Origin of the sequence: Streptococcus sp. HMSC070B10 (genome assembly GCF_001808665.1) — a bacterium.
GTDB lineage: Bacteria > Bacillota > Bacilli > Lactobacillales > Streptococcaceae > Streptococcus.
Genome location: NZ_KV794152.1, coordinates 443,618 through 464,683, shown reverse-complemented (window position 1 = coordinate 464,683; position 21,066 = coordinate 443,618). Strand labels below are relative to the sequence as shown.

Below are 21,066 nucleotides of genomic sequence, written 5' to 3'. Positions count from 1 at the left end.
GTCTTCCTTCCTTTATCTATATCTTAAAAATGAATACTCTTGCTCTTAAATCAACATTGAGATTGGATTTTCAATCAATTCTTTCAAGTCCTTCATAAACTTAGCACCAGCCATACCATCTACGACACGGTGGTCGATGGTTAATCCTAGGCTCATGATAGGGCGAATCACAATTTCACCATTGACGACAACTGGCTTCTCAATTGTCGAACTGACACCAAGGATAGCTGAGTTTGGTTGGTTAATGATAGGACCAAAGGACTGAACGCCAAACATTCCCAAGTTACTGATTGTGAATGTTGAATTTTGAAGTTCACTTGGAGCCAATTTGCCATCCAAGGTACGACCAATGACATCTTTGAATGCAACAACCAACTCTGAAAGAGTCATCTTCTCAGCATTGTAAACAACAGGTGTCATCAATCCATTATCCATTCCAACTGCCATGGCAAGATTGACATAGTTGTGAGTGATAATGGTCTTGCCATCTTCTGTCAATGAAGCGTTGATGTAAGGATGTTTCATCAAGGTTTTCACAACAGCAAGTGAAAGAAGGTCTGTTACAGTAGTCTTCTTCCCAGTTGCTTCCATGATTGGCTCCAGAACCTTCTTACGAAGGGCGAGCATTTCAGTCATATCAACTTCATAGTTGAGGGTGAAGGTTGGTGCAGTTAGGTAAGATTCAACCATACGTTGGGCAATAACCTTACGCATTGGTGTCATTGGAATACGCTCGATTTCACCGTATGGTGATACGTTATCAGGTACTTCTTCCACTTTTTCAATCTGAGCAGGAGACTTGATGGTGTCGTTTTCAATATTTTCAGGAAGTAAGGCCAAGACATCCTTCTTCATGATTTTACCACGATGACCAGTTCCTTGGATTTCCTGCCAAGCAATATTATGTTCGAGGGCAATTCGTTTTGCAAGTGGCGAAATGCGAACCACGTTTGTGTCTTTATAAGTTTCCACGTCTTCTTTGTGGACACGACCGTTTGCACCTGAGCCAGAAACGTCGTAGAGGTTGATTCCTAAATCATCCGCTAACTTTCTAGCTGCAGGAGTCGCTCTTAGCTTGTCATCAGCCATGACCTCTCCAATTCTATACTAAGATATTAAGGACGCAGAGGGCCATGAAAAAATAGGAGATTGACGATGTGTTCGATGAACACAAGGAAATCTATCTTTTTTTCGCAGACCTCCGTCCGAATTCAATTAAATAATACAAAGGGCGTTAAAAGCGACTGAAAAATAGGAAATCGACGATGGTTTCGATGAAACCAAGGAGATTTATCTTTTTTCCGAGCTTTTAGCCCGTGTTCTAATCCAAGATATTAATGACGAAGAGCTTTGCACCTAAAAGATACAAAGTTTCTCGTCAGCTTTATTTTTTTACATAACTTTTTTTATGTAATTCTATTCTTTGTTATATGTTTTACGGATGGCATCTTTGATGCTTTCAACTGTTGGTATCATTGCATTTTCTAGGTTTTGCGCGTAAGGCATTGGCACATCTTCTCCTGCGCAACGGCGGATTGGTGCATCTAGATAGTCAAATGCTTCTGATTCTGAAATAATAGCTGAAATCTCTCCGATATAGCCACTTGTTTTGTGGGCGTCGTTGACCAGAACAACTTTACCAGTCTTCTTCACTGAGTTGATGATGATATCCTTATCAAGAGGAACAAGGGTACGAGGGTCCACAATCTCAACTGAAATTCCTTCTTCAGCTAATTCCTCAGCTGCTTGAACCACACGGCGAAGCATTTTACCATAAGTAACAACTGTTACATCTGTGCCTTCGCGTTTGATTTCCCCAACTCCAAGTGGGATTGTGTAGTCTGGATCAACTGGCACTTCCCCTTTTTGGTTAAATTCTGACTTGTACTCAAGAATGATAACAGGGTTATTATCACGGATAGAAGCCTTGAGTAGTCCTTTCATGTCCGCAGGTGTTCCAGGTGCTACAACCTTAAGTCCAGGAATGTGAGTAAACCAAGACTCTAGTGATTGCGAGTGCTGGGCTGCAGATCCAACTCCATTACCTGCTGCACAACGGACAGTCATTGGAACCTGCCCTTTCCCACCAAACATGTAACGTGTTTTAGCGGCTTGGTTGACGATATTGTCCATGGCAATGACCGAGAAGTCCATGAAAGTCATATCGACGATTGGGCGAAGTCCTGTCATGGCTGCTCCTGCTGCTGCTCCCGAGATGGCAGCTTCAGAAATCGGACAGTCACGGACACGTTCTGGACCAAATTCTTCAAGCATTCCAACAGAAGTTCCGAAGTCTCCTCCAAAGACACCGACATCTTCTCCCATCAAGAATACATTTTCATCGCGACGCATTTCCTCAGACATAGCAAGGATAATAGTGTCACGGAAGGACATTGTTTTTGTTTCCATTTTATCTCTTTCTCCTTAGTCTGCGTAAATATCTTCAAATGCTGATTCAAGTGGTGGGAATGGACTTTCTTCCGCAAATTTAACAGAAGCTTCTACTGCTTCCTTTACTTGCGCTTGGATTTCTTCCAATTCTTCGGCACTTGCAATGTTATTTTCAATAAGGTACTTGCGGAGGTTTTCAATTGGATCTTTTTGTTTCCACAATTCCACTTCTTCACGCGTACGATATTTACCAGGGTCAGATGATGAGTGACCAAGCCAGCGATAAGTTATACTTTCAATCAAGACTGGACCATTGCCACCACGAACATGATCTACAGCTTTCTTAAATCCTTCATAGACGTCGATGACATTGTTACCGTCTTCGATGAACATTCCAGGAATTCCATAAGCAGCACTACGTTGATGGATATGCTCTACATTGGTCATTTTCTTGATATCCGCAGAGATTCCATAACCGTTGTTAATGCAGTAGAAAATGACTGGCAGGTTCCAGATAGAAGCCATATTTACTGCTTCGTGGAAAACACCTTCGTTGGTCGCACCATCTCCAAAGAAGCAGACAACGATTTTTCCGGTATTTTGCATTTGCTGACTAAGAGCTGCACCGACAGCAATCCCCATACCACCACCTACGATACCATTGGCACCAAGGTTACCAGCATCAAGGTCAGCAATATGCATAGAACCACCTTTACCTTTACAGGTTCCAGTGTATTTTCCAAGGATTTCAGCCATCATTCCGTTGAGGTCAATTCCTTTGGTAATAGCTTGTCCGTGACCACGGTGGTTTGATGTGATCAAATCATCTGGATTGAGAGCCAACATAGCACCCACGTTAGCTGCCTCTTCTCCAACAGAAAAGTGCGTCATTCCTGGCACTTTCCCTTTCTTTACTAATTGCGCAATTTTTAAATCCATACGACGGATTTCTTCCATCTTACGGAACATTTCGAGCAAAAGATTTTTATCTAAAGTTGACATCTTCTTGCCTTTCTAACTTTCTTCTTACCTTACTATTTTACCGTTTTTGGTAAATACTGTCAAAGTTTTTCTAAAGAAAATTTCACAAAATAAAAAAGAAAACCCCATGAAAACAAGGTATTTTCTTATCAAGAATATTTTTTCACAAACTTTTTATCGTTTAGATTTTGCTAAAGATTCAAATCTTTTCATAATTACAGTTAAACGCCAACGGTAGAGCGCCCCACTCACAATCAGACTAATAATCAAACCAATCCAGTAAGAATAAGCTCCAAAATCTGTTAGGGAATCAAATACCATAGCCACTGGGATTGCTACACCCCAATAACCAACCAAACCAAGGTAAAAAGGAATCACTGTATCCTTATAACCCCGTAAAATTCCCTGGAGCGGTGCCGCAAATGTATCTGCTAACTGGAAGAAAAGACTGTAAGTCAAAAAGCGCGCTGTCAAATTGATAAATTCTGGGTCGTTACCATAAAGACTGGCCACATTTCCTCTAAAAATGTAAAGGAAAGTTAAGGTGAAGGCCGCAAAAATGAGGGCAGTCCATCTTCCTAAACCAATATAGGTTTTCGCATCATCAAATCGCTTAGCTCCCACTTCATAAGACACGACAATGGCCATAGCCGATGAGATACTCATAGGAAAGGCGTACATGAGACTTGAAAAGTTCATAGCTGACTGGTGACTAGCAATAATCAAGGACGAGAACTTAGCCATAATCAAGCCAACCACGGAAAAGATAGCCACTTCCGCAAAGACAGTTCCTCCAATGGGCAGACCTAAGCGAACCCCTTCCTTGATTTTATCCATATTAAGTGGAATGCGTTTCTCAAGATGTAAGGCTTTGAGTTTCTCCTGCTTAAATAAAACCAGAACAGAAATCCCCAGCAAGACCCAATAAGCCAAAGAAGTTCCTAATCCAGAGCCAGCACCTCCCAGTTCTGGAACACCAAAGGCCCCGTAAATCAAAAGATAGTTAAATCCACTATTGAGAGGAAGTAACAAAAGCATGAGATACATGGACAGTTTGGTCAACCCTAGAGAATCCAGCAAGGAACGAATGACACTAAAGAGCAACAAGGGGATAATTCCGATAGATAGAAACCAAAGATAGCGAACCGCTACTGCTGCTACTGATACTTCTAAGCCAATATGATTCAAGATTGGTGGTGCCAAGAAAAGTACCATCCCCAGCAAGAGCACAGATAGACCCAAGGCCAGATAGATAAACTGGTAAAAATCAGATGCAACTTCTTCCTTTTTGCCTCGACCAAGATGGTGACCAATAATGGGTACTAAAGCTGACACAATCCCTGTCAGGAAGGTAAAGAAAGGATTCCAGATACTGGTTGCCATAGATACACCAGCCAAATCCATGGTATTGTATTGACCTGTCATAGTCGTATCTACAAAGGAGGCAGAATAATTGGCAAACTGATAAATCAAGATAGGGAAAAATATCTTTAAAAATAAGATAAACTTGTCTTTAAAATGATGGGTTTGGTACATATAGGCTCTCTATTCTTCTAATTTACAGAGCAGACTCCCACCTAGTTTTGATAGACGATTTGTCCTTTACAGATGGTATATTTAACCTGCCCTTTTAAGGTTTCACCGATGAATGGTGAATTAGCTGCTTTCGAAGCAAAATGGGAGTTCACAAGGCGGTCAACCTTAGCGTCAAAGATAGTGATATCCGCTGGACCATTCTCAGCCAAGTAACCTGCTTCAAAGTTGTAAAGTTTGGCTGGGTTGTAGGTCATTTTTTCTAGCAATTCCATCAAGCTCAATTCCCCAGCTTCCACCAAATAAGTCAAACCGAGAGACAGAGAGGTTTCTAAACCAGTCATACCAGATGGTGCTTTGGTAATGTCCTCGACATTTTTTTCATCCGCATGGTGAGGCGCGTGGTCTGTCGCGATAACTGTAATAACACCTGATTTGAGACCTTCGATAACGGCACGACGGTCTGATTCCAAACGAAGTGGCGGATTCATCTTGGCATTGCTACCTTGTGTCAAAAGAAGCGCTTCTGTCTTAGAAAAATGCTGTGGCGCTACTTCTGCTGTGACTTGAGCCCCCAATCCTTGAGCAAACTCCACTACCTTGACACTTTCTTCCTTAGACAAATGCTGGATATGAACATGAGCCTTGGTTGCATAGGCAATCATAACATCACGCGCCATCATAGCATACTCAGCCATCCCAGTCGCACCGCAGATATGGAAATGTTCTTTAGCAATGTTTTCATTAAATCCAAGAATTCCATTCAACCCTGGATCTTCCTCATGAAGGCTGATAAAGGTATTGAGTTTTTTGGCTTCTTCCATGGCTTTCTTAACAACTTTACTACTTTCAAGAGGAATACCGTCATCAGAAAAACCAACCGCACCAGCTTCTAAAAGCGCCTTAAAGTCTGTCAAATCTTGCCCATTAAAGTTTTTAGTAATGGTCGCAACCGTTTTGACGTTGATTTTTTCCTTGGCAGCTGACTGGAGAACTTCTTGTAAAGTCTCCACATCTGAAATAGTTGGACTGGTATTAGCCATCATAACAACCGTTGTAAAACCACCTGCAGCGGCTGCTAGGGCACCCGTATGGATATCTTCCTTGTGGGTCTGACCAGGTTCACGGAAATGAACATGGATATCGACCAAGCCAGGAGCAACGACTAGACCAGTAGCATCAAGCACCTTTGCTCCTTCTTCCTTGATTTCCGGAGCAATTTTGACAATTTTCCCATCTTGGACTAAAACATCACACACTTGATCCAAACCAGACTTGGGATCCATTACACGACCATTTTTGATAAGTAGCATCTGCTTTCTCCTTTATTCATAGAAATCAACTTGGGTATCCAACAATTTATCCCCATCATAAACAAACTTGGCTGAAAAGAAGGGTTTATCCTCTAAAAGCCATTCAACAAAGGTGTGGTCACCTTCCCAAGTTGGCTTGCTCAAAACTTCATCATAAGGAACCCATTCAAGCGTTCCCTCGTTACAGTCAATCAAGTCACCCTCGAACTCTGTCACCTTAAAAACATAGGTGTACCAGTCTAAATCTGGTGTAAATTCAGGAAAAGTGATAACACCTTTTAGAACTGGCTTGGCTTTGAGCCCTGTTTCTTCAAGGATTTCACGAGCCGCGCATTCCTGAGGTGTCTCTCCTCGCTCTAGCTTACCACCCACACCAATCCATTTGCCTTCATGGACATCATTGGGTTTCTTATTACGGTGGAGCATGAGCAGTTCTTTCCCGTTATCAATGTAGCAAATCGTCGCTAACTGAGGCATATTTTCTCCTTATCTAAGCCAATCGATTGGCTCTTGTCCTGTTTCTTTTAAGAATGCATTTGCCTTGGAAAAAGGCTTGGAACCCCAAAATCCTCTGTAAACCGATAAAGGACTAGGATGGGCTGATTCGATAATCAAGTGGTGAGGATTGGTAACCAAGGCCTTCTTCTTACGTGCATAAGCTCCCCAAAGTACAAAGACCACTGGTCTATCTAGATGATTGACCACCTGAATCACAGCATCTGTAAATGGCTCCCATATCTGCCCAGCATGACCATTGGCCTGACCAGCAGGAACCGTCAAACAAGCATTAAGAAGCAAGACTCCTTGCTCAGCCCAAGCCGTCAAATCATGGGATTTCTTAACCCCAATGTCATCTGACAATTCTTTCAAGATATTTTGCAAGGATGGCGGAGCTGGGATAGAGTCAGGAACAGAAAAACTCAAGCCCTGCGCTTGACCTGGCCCGTGATAGGGGTCTTGCCCTAGAATCACCACCTTAACTTCTTCAAGCGGTGTTGTCAAGAGAGCCTGAAAAACCTTTTCCTTAGGTGGATAAACAGTTCCCTGAGCATAGACCTGCTCCATAAACTGATTGATTTTCGCAAAATAACCCTCAGGTAATTGCTCCTTAATCAAAGCATGCCAAGACGAGTGTTCCATAGCCGACTCCTTCGTTTTTACTGCCTCTATTATAGCAAAAAGTGGCTATCTAAACCACTTTTTACAGTTTATCTAAATAATCCAGCAAGTCTTGGTAAGAATGGACTTCGTAGGTCGGCTGGGCTTGTGTGTGATTTTCGAGGTGATGAGGATTGTACCAGATAGTGTCAATCCCAGCATTATTGCCACCTTGGATATCGGCGGTTAGAGAATCTCCAATCATCAGCGCCTTTGCTTTGCTAAATCCAGCAATTTGCTGGCCAATCTTTTCATAAAAAAGTGCATCAGGCTTTTGGGTTTGCAGCTGATCAGAGATAAAAACTTGATTGAAATAAGGTGCCAGACCTGACTGAGCCAAACGTCCCGTCTGAATGGCAGTAATCCCATTAGTCGCAGCATATAGTTCATAATCTCGCTCGATAAGGCTGTCCAAGAGTTCATGAGCACCTGAAAGAGTTTGTCCCTGTTGGGCTAGGTAAAACTGGTAACGCTGGGAAAGTAACGTACCGTCTTTATCTAGTCCGAAATGAGCAAATAAACGAGAAAAGCGCGTGTTAACCAGTTCTTGTTTACTGATTTTCTTTTGCTCCAAGTCCTTCCAGAGAGCCTTGTTCATAGGAACATAGTAGTCTTTATAAGCCTGAATGTCCGCAACTCCTTCTTCTCTTAGAAGTTGCGTCAAAGCCACATCCTCAGCAGCATCAAAATCAAGCAAGGTGTGATCAAGGTCGAAGAGTAGAAATTTGTAGGACAATTTGAGATTTTCCTTTCTAGGTACTTAATAGATTAGTTTATTTCTTCTTTTTCTTAGTTTTATTCATCAACATACCAACTACAACTGGAGTAACCACACTTCCAACTTGTCCAACAACTTTAAGTATCTTTTTTGCTTCATCTATTTTTTTGTTTCTACACGATTCGCACTTATTGTGCTTATAACTTGATGGTAAATCCCTACTACATGTCTTGCATTTTTTTATTTCTTTCATTCTAGCACCTCTGTCTCAATAGAATCTGGTTTATTTGGTAATTTCATTATAGAAGTTTCAATTTTTGGCAATTCTTTTGTCCAGTAATTTGTAGGCGAAGGATCAAGTAAATCAAGTCTCTCTACTAATTCTCGAGAACTGAGATAAGTTTCGTTAATAAATTTCCCAAAGTAATCCAAACTTTTTTGAGCAGCTTTTTTCTCGCCCAACTCATTATAGGCTATTGCTGCTGATAGTGAAACGATATTTACAGCTGCTAATCCATCTCTAATCTCATTCATACGAGCTTCAATTTTATCTGGTTTATCCCCTTTTAATAACTTACCCCAAGTAGAATCTGGTTGCTCTTTGATAAAATTTACATTTGATTTTTGACTAAGCATTAAGAGATTTCTACTATCTTCTGCATCTGAAATAACTTGTAGTAACATCATTGTTCTAATGTTTGGATCTGATATCTCTCTAGCTTGCAAGAGTTTCTGTTGACAACTATAGGCTATTGCAAGTCTATCTGACTCCTGTCCTTTTCTGACGTCCTCAATAGCATATTGTACATTTTGAATCTCCTCTGCAATCTGAGCCATTTGAATTTGTGACGAATAATCAGCTAACGCTTTATTTAATTCTGGTGTCAATTTAACAGATTTCAATGGTACATTTCCAATGATTTTATTAGTATTAGTATCTACTAATACCGCCAAGAGAGAGCCATCTTTCTTGGTCATTAATTTTAACACTCCTTGAGCAATTTGTTCCTGTTGTTCTGGAGAAAGAATTGCCTGAAAAACCTCTTCAGGTATACTAGATTGGACAACATTGATAAAGGCTGGAGCAGAATATAACATTTTTTCTACTTCAGATAAGATTTTATTTGCATTTTTGACTAAAGGTTTGGCTATTTCTGGTAACTTATTAAAAAACGATGAGGGTTTTAGTTCATAACCATCAATATCAAGAATATCGAAGTCATCTTCTCCAAAAAATAAAACTTCATCCATAAATTACTACCTCATTATGTTTAAATTATTAGAAATATTATACCATATTAAACAAAATTATGATTTTGATTTTTCTTTAATATTATTTATCCAATCATTTTTACTAGAATCTAACATAGAATAACACTATCCTATACAATTGACAGCTCAAATCGTTCAGAATAGAACAATCCTAACTATCGAATACTCTAACTTCATAAATATCTATGCAATTCTAGGTTTAGAATTCCTATAAACTAAATGTTTTCGCACTATTCTAAGAGATTGATTGTCTTAGATTTTATTTTTTGAAGGATTCTAAAGCTAGAAGAACTCAAAAATGAAGATAACTAAGCTATTCGAAGCTTAGAAGAACCTTTTCTAAAATCCATACCCACTTTAACTAGCGACGCTTACAATTCTTCTGATGTGCTTTAAGTTTTTTGATAGCCCAATCATAGTGGCTTGACGTGCTACTAACAAAGTAGGAACCTAGACTTGTCCCTCCCGTCCACTTATAGACACCTTTGGTAAAGAGTTCGTCATTGCTAAAAACTTCTATCAACTCTAAAACCTCTCTATGTGATTGTTGTATGAGTCTAGTCGCTTCTTCTAAAGACGTTTTCTGGTGCTTCTTCCAAAAAGCGACATTCATTTCCCCATAAGTTTTCCAATTATAAGGTTCAGGGAGAAAAAGTCTTTCGAGACCTTCTTGATTAGAATGAACCCAAGTCAAAAGTAACTGATGCCATTCATAAAGATGAATCAAGACATCGCGTAGATTCTTATCCCTTTTCCAGTGAGCTTCTTTTTTCTTTGGGTCTCTAAAAAAATCAAATGGAGTCTGTAGCTCTTCTTCACTTAGTTGGGAAATGAAACGATTAAGCTTTTCATAGTTTTCCTTAGAGGCTAGCACTAGCTCCTCTTTTGTTTTCGGTCTAGGCACAGAGTTCTCCCTTCATATCTCTAGTTATTATTAGAAATTTTTTATCCTTTAAATCTCTATAACTTATCCTTTAATTTCTCAACAAAGAGGTAGGCTGCCGGACAGGTCAAAGTATTCTTAATCGTCAAATGGTTGATTTGATGGATCTTTTTCCTGTCTGTATGAGGAAATTCACGACAGGCCTTTGGACGAACGTCATAGATGGAACAGAGATTATCTCCTCCTAAAAAGGGACAAGGCATGGATTTAAAAACCTTATCACCATCTTCATCTACCTGCAGAAACTCCGCTTCAAAAGCTGGTAATTTCATCTTAAAATACTTGGCGATTCGTGTAATATCCGCTTCTTTAAAATCAGGCCCCAATGTCTTACAACAGTTAGCACAGGCCGTACAATCAATCTCCGCAAAGACTTCCTCGTGAATCTGCTGAGCTATCTTATCTAGATTTTTAGGTGGCTTTTTCTTTAAATTGGCTAAAATTTTACGGTGCTCCTTCTGCTTTTGTAAGGCTAGCTGGTGGTAGTACTCAATATCAATTTCTTTAGACATAATTTCTTTCTAATTCACGTATTTTTGTCTATTATACCATAAACACTGCCCTTTTTTTGCCCCCTGAATAGAAAAAAGCCCGTCGGATAAAATCCGAGGGGCTTAAAACGTTGTTAAATCAACGGCCGAACTTTTGAATTTCAAGGTTCGGGATAAAATAGTTCACTGAACTATTTTATTTTTTAAGGTTGTAGAATGATTTCAATCCACGATATTCAGCTACTTCACCAAGTTGGTCTTCGATGCGAAGCAATTGGTTGTATTTAGCGATACGGTCTGTACGTGAAAGTGAACCAGTCTTGATTTGTCCTGCGTTAGTTGCAACTGCGATGTCAGCGATTGTTGAATCTTCAGTTTCACCTGAACGGTGTGATACAACGGCAGTGTAACCAGCTTCTTTAGCCATTTCGATAGCTTCAAAAGTTTCAGTAAGAGTACCGATTTGGTTTACTTTGATAAGGATTGAGTTAGCAGCACCTTCTTGGATACCACGTGCAAGGTAGTCAGTGTTTGTTACGAAGAAGTCGTCACCAACCAATTGAACTTTCTTACCAAGACGTTCAGTAAGAGCTTTCCATCCATCCCAGTCGTTTTCATCCATACCATCTTCGATAGTGATGATTGGGTATTTGTTTACCAATTCTTCAAGGTAGTCGATTTGTTCTGCAGATGTACGAACAGCAGCGCCTTCACCTTCAAATTTAGTGTAGTCATAAACTTTACGTTCTTTATCGTAGAATTCTGATGAAGCACAGTCAAATCCGATAAATACGTCTTTACCTGGAACATATCCAGCAGCTTCAATCGCAGCAAGGATAGTTTCAACACCGTCTTCAGTTCCTTCGAAACGAGGAGCGAATCCACCTTCGTCACCTACGGCAGTTTCCAAACCACGTGATTTAAGGATTTTCTTAAGAGCGTGGAAGATTTCAGCACCGTAACGAAGAGCTTCTTTAAATGTTGGCGCACCAACTGGCAAGATCATGAACTCTTGGAAAGCGATTGGAGCATCAGAGTGAGAACCACCGTTGATGATGTTCATCATTGGAGTTGGAAGAACTTTAGTGTTGAATCCACCAAGGTAGCTGTAAAGTGGGATTTCAAGGTAGTCAGCAGCAGCACGAGCTACAGCGATAGACACACCAAGGATTGCGTTTGCACCCAATTTACCTTTGTTAGGAGTACCGTCAAGTGCGATCATAGCACGGTCGATAGCTTGTTGGTCACGTACATCGTAGCCGATGATAGCTTCAGCAATGATGTTGTTTACGTTGTCAACAGCTTTTTGTGTACCAAGACCACCGTAACGAGATTTGTCACCGTCGCGAAGTTCAACTGCTTCGTGTTCACCAGTAGAAGCTCCTGATGGAACCATACCACGTCCGAAAGCACCTGATTCAGTGTAAACTTCTACTTCAAGTGTTGGGTTACCGCGTGAGTCTAGGACTTCGCGAGCGTAAACATCAGTAATAATTGACATTTTTTACTCTCCTTATGAGTTAAATTTTTTACACCTCTATAATACCTTAAAACCCCTCCTTTTTCAAGAAAAAACGTTATCTTTGTGCAAATTTTCCTTAACTTTATAAAGTAATCGCTTTCTTTTGTCTGTTTTATTCTAACTTTTATGATATACTGTTTTCATGACAGATTTATCAAAACAATTACTTGAAAAAGCTCATGGTGGAGCAAAATTAAATCCAGATGAGCAAAGACGCTATCTTGGCACTTTTGAGGAAAGAGTTCTTGGATATGCAGATATTGATACTGCAAATAGCCCTCAGTTAGAAAAAGGTTTTTTATCTATTTTAGAAAACCTTCAGGAAAAAGCAGAGCCACTATTTGTGAAGATTTCACCAAATATCGAATTTGACAAGCAAGTTTTCTACTTAAAAGAAGCTAAAGAAACTGATAGTCAAGCTACCATTGTATCTGAAGAGCATACTTCTTCTCCTTTTGGCCTGATTATTCATAGCAATGCACCAGTTCAAGTAGAAGAAAAAGATCTTCGACTTGCTTTTGCAAAACTTTGGGAAGATAAAAAGGAAGAACCAGCCAAAACATCCATCTGGAAGAAATGGTTTGGCTAAATCTTGTGCATATTTAATAAATACCCTATATTGGCAGCCGTGTGCTCCAAATAGAGACTGGCATTTTTCAAACTATCTTCTAGAGGTTCACTTTTTTCCAAAATTGAAAAAGCCGCTTGGATATTCTTAAATGGTAGGGAAGGTAAATCCTCAGCAATACTACCACAAATAGCAATGACAGGAACTCCGACAGGGGTTCTTTTTGCAACACCTATAGGCGTTTTCCCTGATAAGCTTTGACTATCTAGCCTTCCTTCTCCTACAACAACCAAGTCAGCATGTGAAACTTTCTTATCAAAGTCAATCAAGTCTAGGCAGGTGTCAATTCCAGATACGATACTTGCCTTAGCAAAGGCACACAAACCACCAGCAATGCCTCCACCAGCTCCTGCTCCTTTAATTTCCAATGTTACAGGGGAGACTTTTTCATAAAAATCTTGGATAGCCTGATCTACTGTCTCAAACATAGTAGGATCTAGGCCTTTTTGCTTGCCAAACGTGTAGGTCGCACCTTGGTGTCCACATAAGGGACTCACGACATCTGCTAGAATACTAATGTGAACATCTTCAGGAATTTCATAGCAATTTTCTGTTGAAACAGAAGATAAGTTTAGTAAGGATTGGCCGCAAGCAGGCAAGGCATTTCCATCCCTATCATAAAATTGATACCCTAAACCAGCAGCAATCCCAATACCTCCATCATTACTGGCCGTACCACCAACACCAATATAGATATCTTTAATCCCTTGATCGATGAGGTGACGAATCAACTCTCCAATACCACAAGTTTGGATTTGAAGTGGATTTCGTTCCTCTAACGGAATCTTTCCAAGGCCAACCAAGTCAGCTACTTCGAATAGGGCTAGTTGCTCCTTTTGAAAATAGCGCATGGCTTCTTTTTGTCCAAAAGTTCCTGTCACTTGGATCCATTTTTCTTCTAGGTCAAGAGAATGTCGGATAGCATCTACAGTACCTTCTCCCCCATCACCAACAGGGCAGAGGAGACAGTCTACATCTGCAAGCGATTCTTGAAAACCTCTTTTTATAGCTTCAGCAACTTTCTGTGCGCTTAAGCTTTCTTTAAACGAATCTGGTGCAATTACAATCTTCATATTTTCCCTCATTCTAAAAAGTCAATCAAAGGAAGAACTTCTAAAAAATCCCTCTTGTCAACATGATGTGGTATTTCTTTTTTCAGCACTTCTTTGGCACAAAAAGTAATTCCCAGTCCTGCTGATTTCAACATTAATAGATCATTTGCCCCATCACCGATTGCAACTGTTCTTTCTCTAGGAAGTTTGAGTTCCTTTCTCCATTCTTCCAGAGTTGCTTGTTTGAGTTCAGGGCTTATAATTGCTCCAACTAATTTTCCTGTTAGAAGACCGTCTTTAACTTCAAGTTGGTTGGCAGAGAAATAGGTAATGCCAAGGGATTTAGCTAATCTCTCAACTATTGGACTAAATCCACCGGACACCAGACCTACTAGGATGCCATTCTTTTGGAGAATGGAAATGAATTCCTGGGCGTTTGACGTTAAATGAATAGAGTTAAAAACTTTCTCAAAGACTGAAACAGGAAGACCTTCCAGCAAGGACACTCTTTTTCTTAAACTGCTTTCAAAGTCTAACTCTCCTCGCATTGCCCGACTTGTAATCAGCGAAATTTCCTCCTCACGACCTGCCTCTCTTCCCAAAAGATCAATCACTTCTTCTAGGATTAAGGTTCCATCAACATCCATAACACACAAGCCTTTTACTTGAGACATCAGTTCTCCTCTCTAAACAGCCCAAAAATCGTATGAAGTCATCATACGATTTTATCTATTAATTAACTAAACTATGGTACAAGTCAAGGTATGACCTGCAGGCTGTATCCCATGAGAAATCACACTCCATAGCTTGTTTTTGTAGATTTCTCCAAACATCAGGATGGTTTCTATACAAGTCCAAAGCTGTTTGGAAAGTCCAATTTAACCAATAAGGAGATAGATTGTCAAAGCTAAAGCCAGTACCGCTTCCTTCGATTGGATTGAAAGCGCGAACTGTATCTCGCAAGCCTCCAACTTCATGGACCAATGGCAAGGTTCCGTAACGCATAGCCATCATTTGAGACAAGCCACACGGTTCAAAACGACTCGGCATGAGGAAGAGGTCGCAAGCAGCGTAGATTTCTTGAGCAAGTTTGACATCAAAAGTGATATTTGCTGATAGCTTGTCTGGGTAAATCTGAGCAAACCATGAGAAAGCTCCTTCAAATGCTGGGTCTCCAGTTCCCAAAAGAACAATCTGAACATCATTTTGCAAGATATGGTGCAGACTTTCCACCACTACATCAAAACCTTTTTGACGTGTCAAACGAGAAACAATTCCCACCAGTGGAACATCAGCTCTAACTGGCAAGCCTACTCTCTCTTGCAATTTTGCCTTATTCTGGGCTTTACCAGACAAATCTTCCTGATTAAAATGATAGTCTAATAGGGCATCCGTCTGAGGATTATAAAGGTCAGCATCAATCCCATTCACGATCCCAGATACCTTACCAGACTCCATTCGAAGAATTTGATCCAAGTTACATCCGAATTGACTGGTCATAATTTCATGAGCATAACTAGGTGAAACAGTTGACACACGGTCTGCATAAAGAATACCTGCCTTCATCCAGTTCAGACAGTTGTTCCATCGAAGGGTTCCATCAGCGTATCGTTCAAAGCCAACTCCAAACAAATCACCCAACATTCCTTCTGAAAATTGTCCTTGGAATTCCAAATTATGAATTGTTAAAACAGTTTTTATTCCTTGATAGGCTTGAATCCAACGGTATTTTTCCTTTAACAAGAAAGGAATCATAGCTGTATGGTAGTCATGAACATGGAGAAGGTCAGGAATAAAGTCAATTCTTTCCATAGCCTCAATGGCAGCCAGTTGGAAGAAAGCAAAGCGTTCTCCGTCATCAAAATCACCGTAAACATGACCACGGAAGAAATAATATTGATTGTCAATAAAGTAGAAAGTCACACCGTTTAAGACTGTTTTCTTAATTCCACAGTACTGTCTGCGCCAACCAACACTCACCTCAAAATGAAGAACATCTTCAATCTGATTTCCAAATTTAGCCTCTACCATGTCATAGTAGGGTAAAATTACTGCAACTTCATGTCCCGCTTTTACCAGTGATTTAGGAAGAGCGCCAATGACGTCTCCCAAACCACCTGTTTTTGAAAAGGGTGCACCCTCAGCTGCTACAAATAAAATTTTCATGAATGAATATCCTCTGTTACTTTAGCACCTTTCTTAACGACGACTGGATGTTCTGCAGTTCCACGGATCACAACTCCATCCGCAACTTCAACACCCTTGTCCAAGATAGCATATTCTACCTGAGCACCTTCTCCAATAACAACACGAGGGAATAAGATGCTATCTTTAACCAAGCTATCCTTATGCACATGAATATTACGTGATAGAACAGAATTAGCCACTTGACCTTCAACAATACTACCTGAAGCAAACTGAGATGTACTTACCTTAGATGTATTAGCATAGTAGGTCGGTTCTTCGTTTTTGACCTTTGTATAAATCTTTTGGTTTGGAGTAAAGAGAGAGTAGAATTTTTGGGATTCAAGCATATCTTTATTAGCTTGGTAATAAGACTCTACAGAATGAATATTTGCTAGATAACCTGTGTACTCATAGGCAAAAGCCCCTTCTTTTGCAGCCAAATCCCGTAAAACATAACGCAATTTCTCTGGATGTTCTTTCTTAGCTTCTTCTTCTAAGCGTTCAATCAACCACGGTGTATCGACGACAAAGATATCTGTAGACATATTGTAAACTTCATCTGTTGATTTACTATCAAAGAGTTTGTGAGAACGAACATGGTCTGTTTCATCCACTTCCAAGATTGCATTTACTTCTGAAATATCTTTTTTAGGTAGTTTTTTATAAACTACAGTGATAGGCCCCTTATTTGCACTGTGTAGGTGGAATACTTGGTTCAGATCAATATTAATCAGAACATCACAGTTGAGGGAAACTGTTTGGTTTGAGCCAGAACGTTTCAAATAAGTAAGAAGCTGTTGGTAGTATTCTTTTCCAACTGTACTACTTTCCACACGGGTATTGTAAATACCTAGATAGTAGTGGCTAAGAAGAGTTGACAATCCCCACTCACGACCAGAACGGATATGGTCAAAGACTGAACTGATATTGTCTTGTTGGAAAATACCAAAAATACTACGGACACCAGCATTAGCAAGACTTGAAAGCGGGAAGTCGATCAAACGATATTTACCACCAAATGGCAAACTAGCTACTGGACGGTGGTCTGTCAGTGTTGACATATCATGAAAACCAACTGTGTTTCCTAAAATGGCAGAATATTTATCAATCTTCATCTGTTGCTACCCCCACTACTTCATCATATCCTACAACTTGTACTTCTTCTGTTCCATCAATTTCGACACCATCAGAAATAACTGCACCTTCACCAATAATGGCACGTTTGATTTTAGCTCCCTGACCAACAATTGCACCACTCATGATAACTGAATCTACTACTTCTGCCCCTTCGCGAACTTGCGCACCTGTTGAGAGGATAGAATGTTTAACAGTTCCATCTACGAAACAGCCATCAACAACCAAGGAATCTTCCACGTGAGCATTTGCCCCAAGGAAGTTTGGTGGTGAAATTAAGTTTCTTGAGTAAATCTTCCATTGACGGTTACGGCTATCCAAGGCATTTTCTGGTGAAATATATTCCATGTTAGCTTCCCAAAGCGATTCAATCGTACCAACATCTTTCCAGTAACCATTAAATTCATAAGCATAGACACTTTCACCTGACTCAAGGTAATTTGGAATGACATTTTTACCAAAGTCAGACATATCGACATTGCTCTTTTCAGCAGCAACAAGCATATTGCGCAGACGTTGCCAATCAAAGATATAGATTCCCATAGAAGCTTTGGTGGATTTAGGTTGAGCTGGTTTTTCTTCAAATTCAACAATACGATTGTTTGCATCTGTATTCATGATACCAAAACGGCTAGCTTCCTTAAGAGGAACATCAAGAACTGCGACTGTTAAACTAGCATTATTATCCTTGTGTGACTGGAGCATATCATCATAGTCCATTTTATAGATGTGGTCCCCAGATAGAATCAAAACATACTCAGGGTTGACACTGTCGATATAGTCGATATTTTGGTAAATAGCGTGGCTAGTCCCCTCAAACCAACGATTTCCTTCACTTGCAGAATAAGGTTGAAGAATAGAGACACCAGAATTGATACCATCTAGTCCCCAGCTTGAACCATTCCCGATATGATTGTTGAGAGCAAGCGGTTGGTACTGTGTAATGACTCCAACATTGTTGATGCCTGAGTTGGCACAGTTTGAAAGAGCAAAGTCAATGATACGGTAGCGCCCACCAAATTGCACAGCTGGTTTTGCAATGCTTTGAGTGAGTTTACCGAGACGAGTTCCTTGCCCACCAGCAAGAATCAAAGCTAACATTTCATTCTTCATTTTCTACTCCTTTTTGGTTTTTACTTGTGACGGTTTTAGTAGGTTTCAAGCGACGTTTGATTTTCCAAACACTTGCTCCCATAGCCGGTAGGGTAAAGGTCAAGGTCTGCTCATAATCTTTCCAAAGTCCTTCTTGTGTTTGCACAGTTTGATTGTGTTCTTTCCAAACGCCTCCCCACTCTTCTAACTCAGTATTCCAGACTTCTTCGTAAATCCCTGCAACAGGAAGTCCGATTGTAAAATCTTTTCGTTCAACAGGTGCCATATTAAAGATACAGACTAACATATCATCCTTCTTACCCTTACGGATGAAGGAAAGAACACTCTGGTCTCGATTATCCGCATCGATGATTTCAATACCATCATAGCTGGTATCAATTTCCCACAGACAGCGGTGGTCTTTATAAAACTGGTTTAGCTGAGAAGTGAAATACTTCATCTTAGCATTCATTGGATCTTCTAGATTAGACCATTCCAACTGTTCTTCAGATTTCCATTCTAGGAATTGCCCATATTCACTACCCATGAAGAGTAATTTCTTACCAGGGTGACAAATTTGGTAAGTGTAGAGATTACGCAAGCCTGCGAATTGATTATAACGATCTCCCCACATCTTGTGCATCATACTCTTCTTGCCATGAACCACTTCATCGTGCGAGAATGGTAGGAGATAATTCTCCTTGAAGACATACATAAAGCTAAAAGTCACCAGGTTAAAGTCATATTTACGATAAATCGGATCTTCTTCGTAGAATCGGAGGATATCATTCATCCAACCCATATTCCATTTGTAGTCGAAGCCAAGGCCATCTGAATCCTTGGTGTCAGTAATCTGAGTAGCTGATGAACTTTCCTCAGCTATCATCATAACATCTGGATGAGCTTGTTTAATGACATCATTCAAGCGTTTTAAGAAATAATATCCCTCGTAGTTGAGATTGCCCCCATCTTTATTAGGCGTCCATGGAGCATCGTCGTAGTCAAGATAGAGCATGTTGCTCACTGCATCCACACGAATACCATCTAGATGGTAAAAGTCAATCCAAAACATAATACTAGAAATCAAGAAAGACTGGACTTCATTCTTTCCAAGGTCAAAATTGAGTGCTCCCCAACCATAGTTATGAGCCTTATTATGGTCTTGGTATTCAAAAGTCGGTGTTCCATCATAATAGGCCAAGGCATCATCATTGATAGTAAAGTGACCAGGTACCCAGTCTACAATAACGCCTATATTGTTTAAGTGACATTCCTCAACAAAATCTTGAAACTCTTCAGGACGACCATAGGCATGCTCTAAAGCGAAGTAACCCATAAGCTGATAACCCCAACTCAAACCGAGTGGGTGAGACATCAAAGGCATAAACTCAATGTGAGTATAGTTCATCTCAACCAAGTAAGGAATAAGTTCATCTTTCAATTGAGCAAAACTATAGGGGCTGCCATCAGGATTTCTCTTCCAAGAGCCAGCATGAGCCTCGTAAATATTGACAGGACGCTCTTCAAAGCTCAAGCGTTTTCTACGGGCTAGCCAGAGACCATCCTTCCATTTCTTTTCTGGAATATCTGTTAAAATAGCACCAGTCCCAGGTCGTGCCTCATACCGTACAGCCAAAGGGTCAATCTTCATCAGCTGATGACCATTTGCACGTGTGATATGGTACTTATAAATTTGGCCTTCTTGAGCAAGACTGGTAAAGACTTTCCAGACTCCAAATTCATTCCGTTCCATCAGAATTTGATTTTCAACCCAATTAGTGAAATCCCCTACCAAGTGAACAACCTGAGCATTAGGCGCCCACACACGAAAAGTATAGCCATACTCTCCATTTTTTTCTTCCCTATGAGCTCCCAGATAGTGCTGGAGGTGAAAATTTTCACCTGTCATAAAGGTTTTTAAAGCTTTTTTCTTATCCATACACCCTCCTATTTCTGTAAGCGTTTTCTATAGATTTATTATACTACCTTTTTAGGGAAGATTCAAGTAAATTACGGAATTTGCAAAAAAATCTTTTGAAAGTCTTCAACAAATTCACTGATGTGTTCACTTGTAAATCAAGAAATTTTCAGAAACGCTTTGAAAACGAATTGTTTTTTTATAATACTATCATAAAGTTCGTCATTTAGCTAACAAAAATATAATTTTAAGTAAAAAAATAAATCAGGAAACGAATCTCCTGATTTTATTGTTTTTTTAGTAGTTTAGCATATTTTCGGCACCACTTCCAAGTAAAGTATAACGCACTATACTTTACTTCGTTAGGAAACACTGATACTATAAACTGCACACATCCTACATAGACAGTTGCCATTATGTTTTTTAATATTCTTCAAAACTATATCTTATACAAATTATTTAATCTTTCTAACTCTAATACATTCATACATACTTCTACTCCAGTAACTCCCCCCTTACTATTAATAATCCCACAAGAAAACAGAATCCTCTCCTTACTCAAAATATTTGACAACACCACTAATGATTCTAAAATATAATCCTTTATAATAATAAAACTATTATTTTCATCTTTAACAAACTCTATAAATCCAATATCCTTACACCTATCACCAAGATGAAACCTAAGTGACTTCAAAAAATAATCAAAAAAAACATCACTACCCATAGAAAA

General features: G+C 39.8%; 21 protein-coding genes. 1 reads left to right on the top strand and 20 read right to left on the bottom strand.

What is annotated here, in order from left to right:
- Nucleotides 1–45 precede the first annotated feature (45 nt).
- The 13 genes from HMPREF2613_RS03875 to eno all read right to left on the bottom strand — a co-directional run bounded on the left by HMPREF2613_RS03875 (nucleotide 46) and on the right by eno (nucleotide 12,301).
- Nucleotides 46–1,089 carry a dihydrolipoamide acetyltransferase gene (locus tag HMPREF2613_RS03875; RefSeq protein WP_070479105.1) on the bottom strand — a complete coding sequence of 348 codons (1,044 nt, stop codon included), beginning with the start codon at nucleotides 1,087–1,089 and terminating at the stop codon, nucleotides 46–48.
- Between the two features lie 327 nt (nucleotides 1,090–1,416).
- Entirely contained in the window at nucleotides 1,417–2,409 is a 993-nt protein-coding gene (locus HMPREF2613_RS03870) for an alpha-ketoacid dehydrogenase subunit beta (RefSeq protein ID WP_070479103.1), read from the bottom strand.
- 15 nt (nucleotides 2,410–2,424) lie between these two features.
- A complete protein-coding gene (locus HMPREF2613_RS03865) occupies nucleotides 2,425–3,393 on the bottom strand; it encodes a thiamine pyrophosphate-dependent dehydrogenase E1 component subunit alpha (RefSeq protein WP_070479101.1) in 969 nt (322 codons plus the stop codon).
- Nucleotides 3,394–3,546: 153 nt separating this feature from the next.
- Nucleotides 3,547–4,908 carry a sodium-coupled multidrug efflux MATE transporter PdrM gene (gene pdrM / locus HMPREF2613_RS03860; protein WP_070479099.1) on the bottom strand — a complete coding sequence of 454 codons (1,362 nt, stop codon included), beginning with the start codon at nucleotides 4,906–4,908 and terminating at the stop codon, nucleotides 3,547–3,549.
- A gap of 41 nt (nucleotides 4,909–4,949) precedes the next feature.
- A complete protein-coding gene (locus tag HMPREF2613_RS03855) occupies nucleotides 4,950–6,218 on the bottom strand; it encodes a dihydroorotase (protein ID WP_070479096.1) in 1,269 nt (422 codons plus the stop codon).
- A gap of 12 nt (nucleotides 6,219–6,230) precedes the next feature.
- Nucleotides 6,231–6,695 carry an NUDIX hydrolase gene (locus HMPREF2613_RS03850; protein WP_001135768.1) on the bottom strand — a complete coding sequence of 155 codons (465 nt, stop codon included), beginning with the start codon at nucleotides 6,693–6,695 and terminating at the stop codon, nucleotides 6,231–6,233.
- A 9-nt stretch (nucleotides 6,696–6,704) separates the two neighbouring features.
- Entirely contained in the window at nucleotides 6,705–7,358 is a 654-nt protein-coding gene (locus tag HMPREF2613_RS03845; protein ID WP_070479094.1) for a uracil-DNA glycosylase, read from the bottom strand.
- A 61-nt stretch (nucleotides 7,359–7,419) separates the two neighbouring features.
- Nucleotides 7,420–8,112: a pyrimidine 5'-nucleotidase PynA gene (locus HMPREF2613_RS03840; RefSeq protein WP_070479092.1), complete on the bottom strand. Its 693-nt coding sequence runs from the start codon at nucleotides 8,110–8,112 to the stop codon at nucleotides 7,420–7,422.
- A gap of 37 nt (nucleotides 8,113–8,149) precedes the next feature.
- The gene (locus tag HMPREF2613_RS03835) at nucleotides 8,150–8,347 is read right to left on the bottom strand and encodes a hypothetical protein (protein ID WP_070479090.1); all 198 of its coding nucleotides are present in this window, start codon (nucleotides 8,345–8,347) and stop codon (nucleotides 8,150–8,152) included.
- Nucleotides 8,344–9,345: a hypothetical protein gene (locus tag HMPREF2613_RS03830; RefSeq protein ID WP_083279203.1), complete on the bottom strand. Its 1,002-nt coding sequence runs from the start codon at nucleotides 9,343–9,345 to the stop codon at nucleotides 8,344–8,346. Before HMPREF2613_RS03830 ends, HMPREF2613_RS03835 begins: the two co-directional genes overlap by 4 nt.
- A gap of 382 nt (nucleotides 9,346–9,727) precedes the next feature.
- Nucleotides 9,728–10,270, bottom strand: a complete 543-nt coding sequence (locus tag HMPREF2613_RS03825; RefSeq protein ID WP_070479088.1) for a ClbS/DfsB family four-helix bundle protein — start codon at nucleotides 10,268–10,270, stop codon at nucleotides 9,728–9,730.
- A gap of 56 nt (nucleotides 10,271–10,326) precedes the next feature.
- A complete protein-coding gene (locus tag HMPREF2613_RS03820) occupies nucleotides 10,327–10,821 on the bottom strand; it encodes a YkgJ family cysteine cluster protein (RefSeq protein ID WP_049491433.1) in 495 nt (164 codons plus the stop codon).
- Between the two features lie 175 nt (nucleotides 10,822–10,996).
- A complete protein-coding gene (gene eno, locus HMPREF2613_RS03815; RefSeq protein ID WP_000022813.1) occupies nucleotides 10,997–12,301 on the bottom strand; it encodes a surface-displayed alpha-enolase in 1,305 nt (434 codons plus the stop codon).
- A 163-nt stretch (nucleotides 12,302–12,464) separates the two neighbouring features.
- On the opposite strand from eno, the gene HMPREF2613_RS03810 reads away from it, so the two are divergent.
- Nucleotides 12,465–12,911 carry a DUF1694 domain-containing protein gene (locus tag HMPREF2613_RS03810; protein ID WP_070479086.1) on the top strand — a complete coding sequence of 149 codons (447 nt, stop codon included), beginning with the start codon at nucleotides 12,465–12,467 and terminating at the stop codon, nucleotides 12,909–12,911.
- On the opposite strand, the gene HMPREF2613_RS03805 is transcribed toward HMPREF2613_RS03810, so the two are convergent.
- The 7 genes from HMPREF2613_RS03805 to HMPREF2613_RS03775 all read right to left on the bottom strand — a co-directional run bounded on the left by HMPREF2613_RS03805 (nucleotide 12,908) and on the right by HMPREF2613_RS03775 (nucleotide 21,060).
- Nucleotides 12,908–14,023: a glycerate kinase gene (locus HMPREF2613_RS03805; RefSeq protein ID WP_070479083.1), complete on the bottom strand. Its 1,116-nt coding sequence runs from the start codon at nucleotides 14,021–14,023 to the stop codon at nucleotides 12,908–12,910. The two genes, HMPREF2613_RS03810 and HMPREF2613_RS03805, sit on opposite strands and share 4 nt — an antisense overlap.
- An 8-nt stretch (nucleotides 14,024–14,031) precedes the next feature.
- Nucleotides 14,032–14,676, bottom strand: a complete 645-nt coding sequence (gene serB / locus HMPREF2613_RS03800) for a phosphoserine phosphatase SerB (RefSeq protein WP_070479081.1) — start codon at nucleotides 14,674–14,676, stop codon at nucleotides 14,032–14,034.
- A 58-nt stretch (nucleotides 14,677–14,734) separates the two neighbouring features.
- Nucleotides 14,735–16,168, bottom strand: coding sequence for a glycogen synthase GlgA (gene glgA, locus HMPREF2613_RS03795; protein WP_070479078.1), 1,434 nt, complete (start codon nucleotides 16,166–16,168; stop codon nucleotides 14,735–14,737).
- On the bottom strand, nucleotides 16,165–17,304 hold the full coding sequence (gene glgD, locus HMPREF2613_RS03790) for a glucose-1-phosphate adenylyltransferase subunit GlgD (protein WP_070479076.1): 1,140 nt from the start codon (nucleotides 17,302–17,304) through the stop codon (nucleotides 16,165–16,167). Before glgD ends, glgA begins: the two co-directional genes overlap by 4 nt.
- Complete coding sequence (locus HMPREF2613_RS03785; protein WP_020902830.1) at nucleotides 17,294–18,436, bottom strand: glucose-1-phosphate adenylyltransferase; 1,143 nt, start codon at nucleotides 18,434–18,436, stop codon at nucleotides 17,294–17,296. The genes glgD and HMPREF2613_RS03785 overlap by 11 nt, the downstream gene beginning before the upstream one ends.
- Nucleotides 18,426–20,354 (bottom strand): 1,4-alpha-glucan branching protein GlgB, encoded by a 1,929-nt coding sequence (gene glgB, locus HMPREF2613_RS03780; RefSeq protein WP_070479073.1) that lies wholly within the window; start codon nucleotides 20,352–20,354, stop codon nucleotides 18,426–18,428. Before glgB ends, HMPREF2613_RS03785 begins: the two co-directional genes overlap by 11 nt.
- 418 nt (nucleotides 20,355–20,772) lie before the next feature.
- Nucleotides 20,773–21,060 (bottom strand): hypothetical protein, encoded by a 288-nt coding sequence (locus HMPREF2613_RS03775; protein ID WP_180364293.1) that lies wholly within the window; start codon nucleotides 21,058–21,060, stop codon nucleotides 20,773–20,775.
- Nucleotides 21,061–21,066 lie beyond the last annotated feature (6 nt).

Excerpts from the sequence above, each read along its gene's own strand:
- HMPREF2613_RS03855 (WP_070479096.1), bottom strand. The coding sequence starts at position 6,218 with ATGCTACTTATCAAAAATGGTCGTGTAATGGATCCCAAGTCTGGTTTG.
- HMPREF2613_RS03845 (WP_070479094.1), bottom strand. The coding sequence starts at position 7,358 with ATGGAACACTCGTCTTGGCATGCTTTGATTAAGGAGCAATTACCTGAG.
- HMPREF2613_RS03835 (WP_070479090.1), bottom strand. The coding sequence starts at position 8,347 with ATGAAAGAAATAAAAAAATGCAAGACATGTAGTAGGGATTTACCATCA.
- glgA (WP_070479078.1), bottom strand. The coding sequence starts at position 16,168 with ATGAAAATTTTATTTGTAGCAGCTGAGGGTGCACCCTTTTCAAAAACA.
- HMPREF2613_RS03850 (WP_001135768.1), bottom strand. The coding sequence starts at position 6,695 with ATGCCTCAGTTAGCGACGATTTGCTACATTGATAACGGGAAAGAACTG.
- HMPREF2613_RS03865 (WP_070479101.1), bottom strand. The coding sequence starts at position 3,393 with ATGTCAACTTTAGATAAAAATCTTTTGCTCGAAATGTTCCGTAAGATG.
- pdrM (WP_070479099.1), bottom strand. The coding sequence starts at position 4,908 with ATGTACCAAACCCATCATTTTAAAGACAAGTTTATCTTATTTTTAAAG.
- glgD (WP_070479076.1), bottom strand. The coding sequence starts at position 17,304 with ATGAAGATTGATAAATATTCTGCCATTTTAGGAAACACAGTTGGTTTT.
- HMPREF2613_RS03870 (WP_070479103.1), bottom strand. The coding sequence starts at position 2,409 with ATGGAAACAAAAACAATGTCCTTCCGTGACACTATTATCCTTGCTATG.
- HMPREF2613_RS03775 (WP_180364293.1), bottom strand. The coding sequence starts at position 21,060 with ATGGGTAGTGATGTTTTTTTTGATTATTTTTTGAAGTCACTTAGGTTT.
- HMPREF2613_RS03805 (WP_070479083.1), bottom strand. The coding sequence starts at position 14,023 with ATGAAGATTGTAATTGCACCAGATTCGTTTAAAGAAAGCTTAAGCGCA.
- HMPREF2613_RS03875 (WP_070479105.1), bottom strand. The coding sequence starts at position 1,089 with ATGGCTGATGACAAGCTAAGAGCGACTCCTGCAGCTAGAAAGTTAGCG.
- HMPREF2613_RS03830 (WP_083279203.1), bottom strand. The coding sequence starts at position 9,345 with ATGGATGAAGTTTTATTTTTTGGAGAAGATGACTTCGATATTCTTGAT.
- glgB (WP_070479073.1), bottom strand. The coding sequence starts at position 20,354 with ATGGATAAGAAAAAAGCTTTAAAAACCTTTATGACAGGTGAAAATTTT.
- serB (WP_070479081.1), bottom strand. The coding sequence starts at position 14,676 with ATGTCTCAAGTAAAAGGCTTGTGTGTTATGGATGTTGATGGAACCTTA.
- HMPREF2613_RS03785 (WP_020902830.1), bottom strand. The coding sequence starts at position 18,436 with ATGAAGAATGAAATGTTAGCTTTGATTCTTGCTGGTGGGCAAGGAACT.
- eno (WP_000022813.1), bottom strand. The coding sequence starts at position 12,301 with ATGTCAATTATTACTGATGTTTACGCTCGCGAAGTCCTAGACTCACGC.
- HMPREF2613_RS03810 (WP_070479086.1), top strand. The coding sequence starts at position 12,465 with ATGACAGATTTATCAAAACAATTACTTGAAAAAGCTCATGGTGGAGCA.
- HMPREF2613_RS03820 (WP_049491433.1), bottom strand. The coding sequence starts at position 10,821 with ATGTCTAAAGAAATTGATATTGAGTACTACCACCAGCTAGCCTTACAA.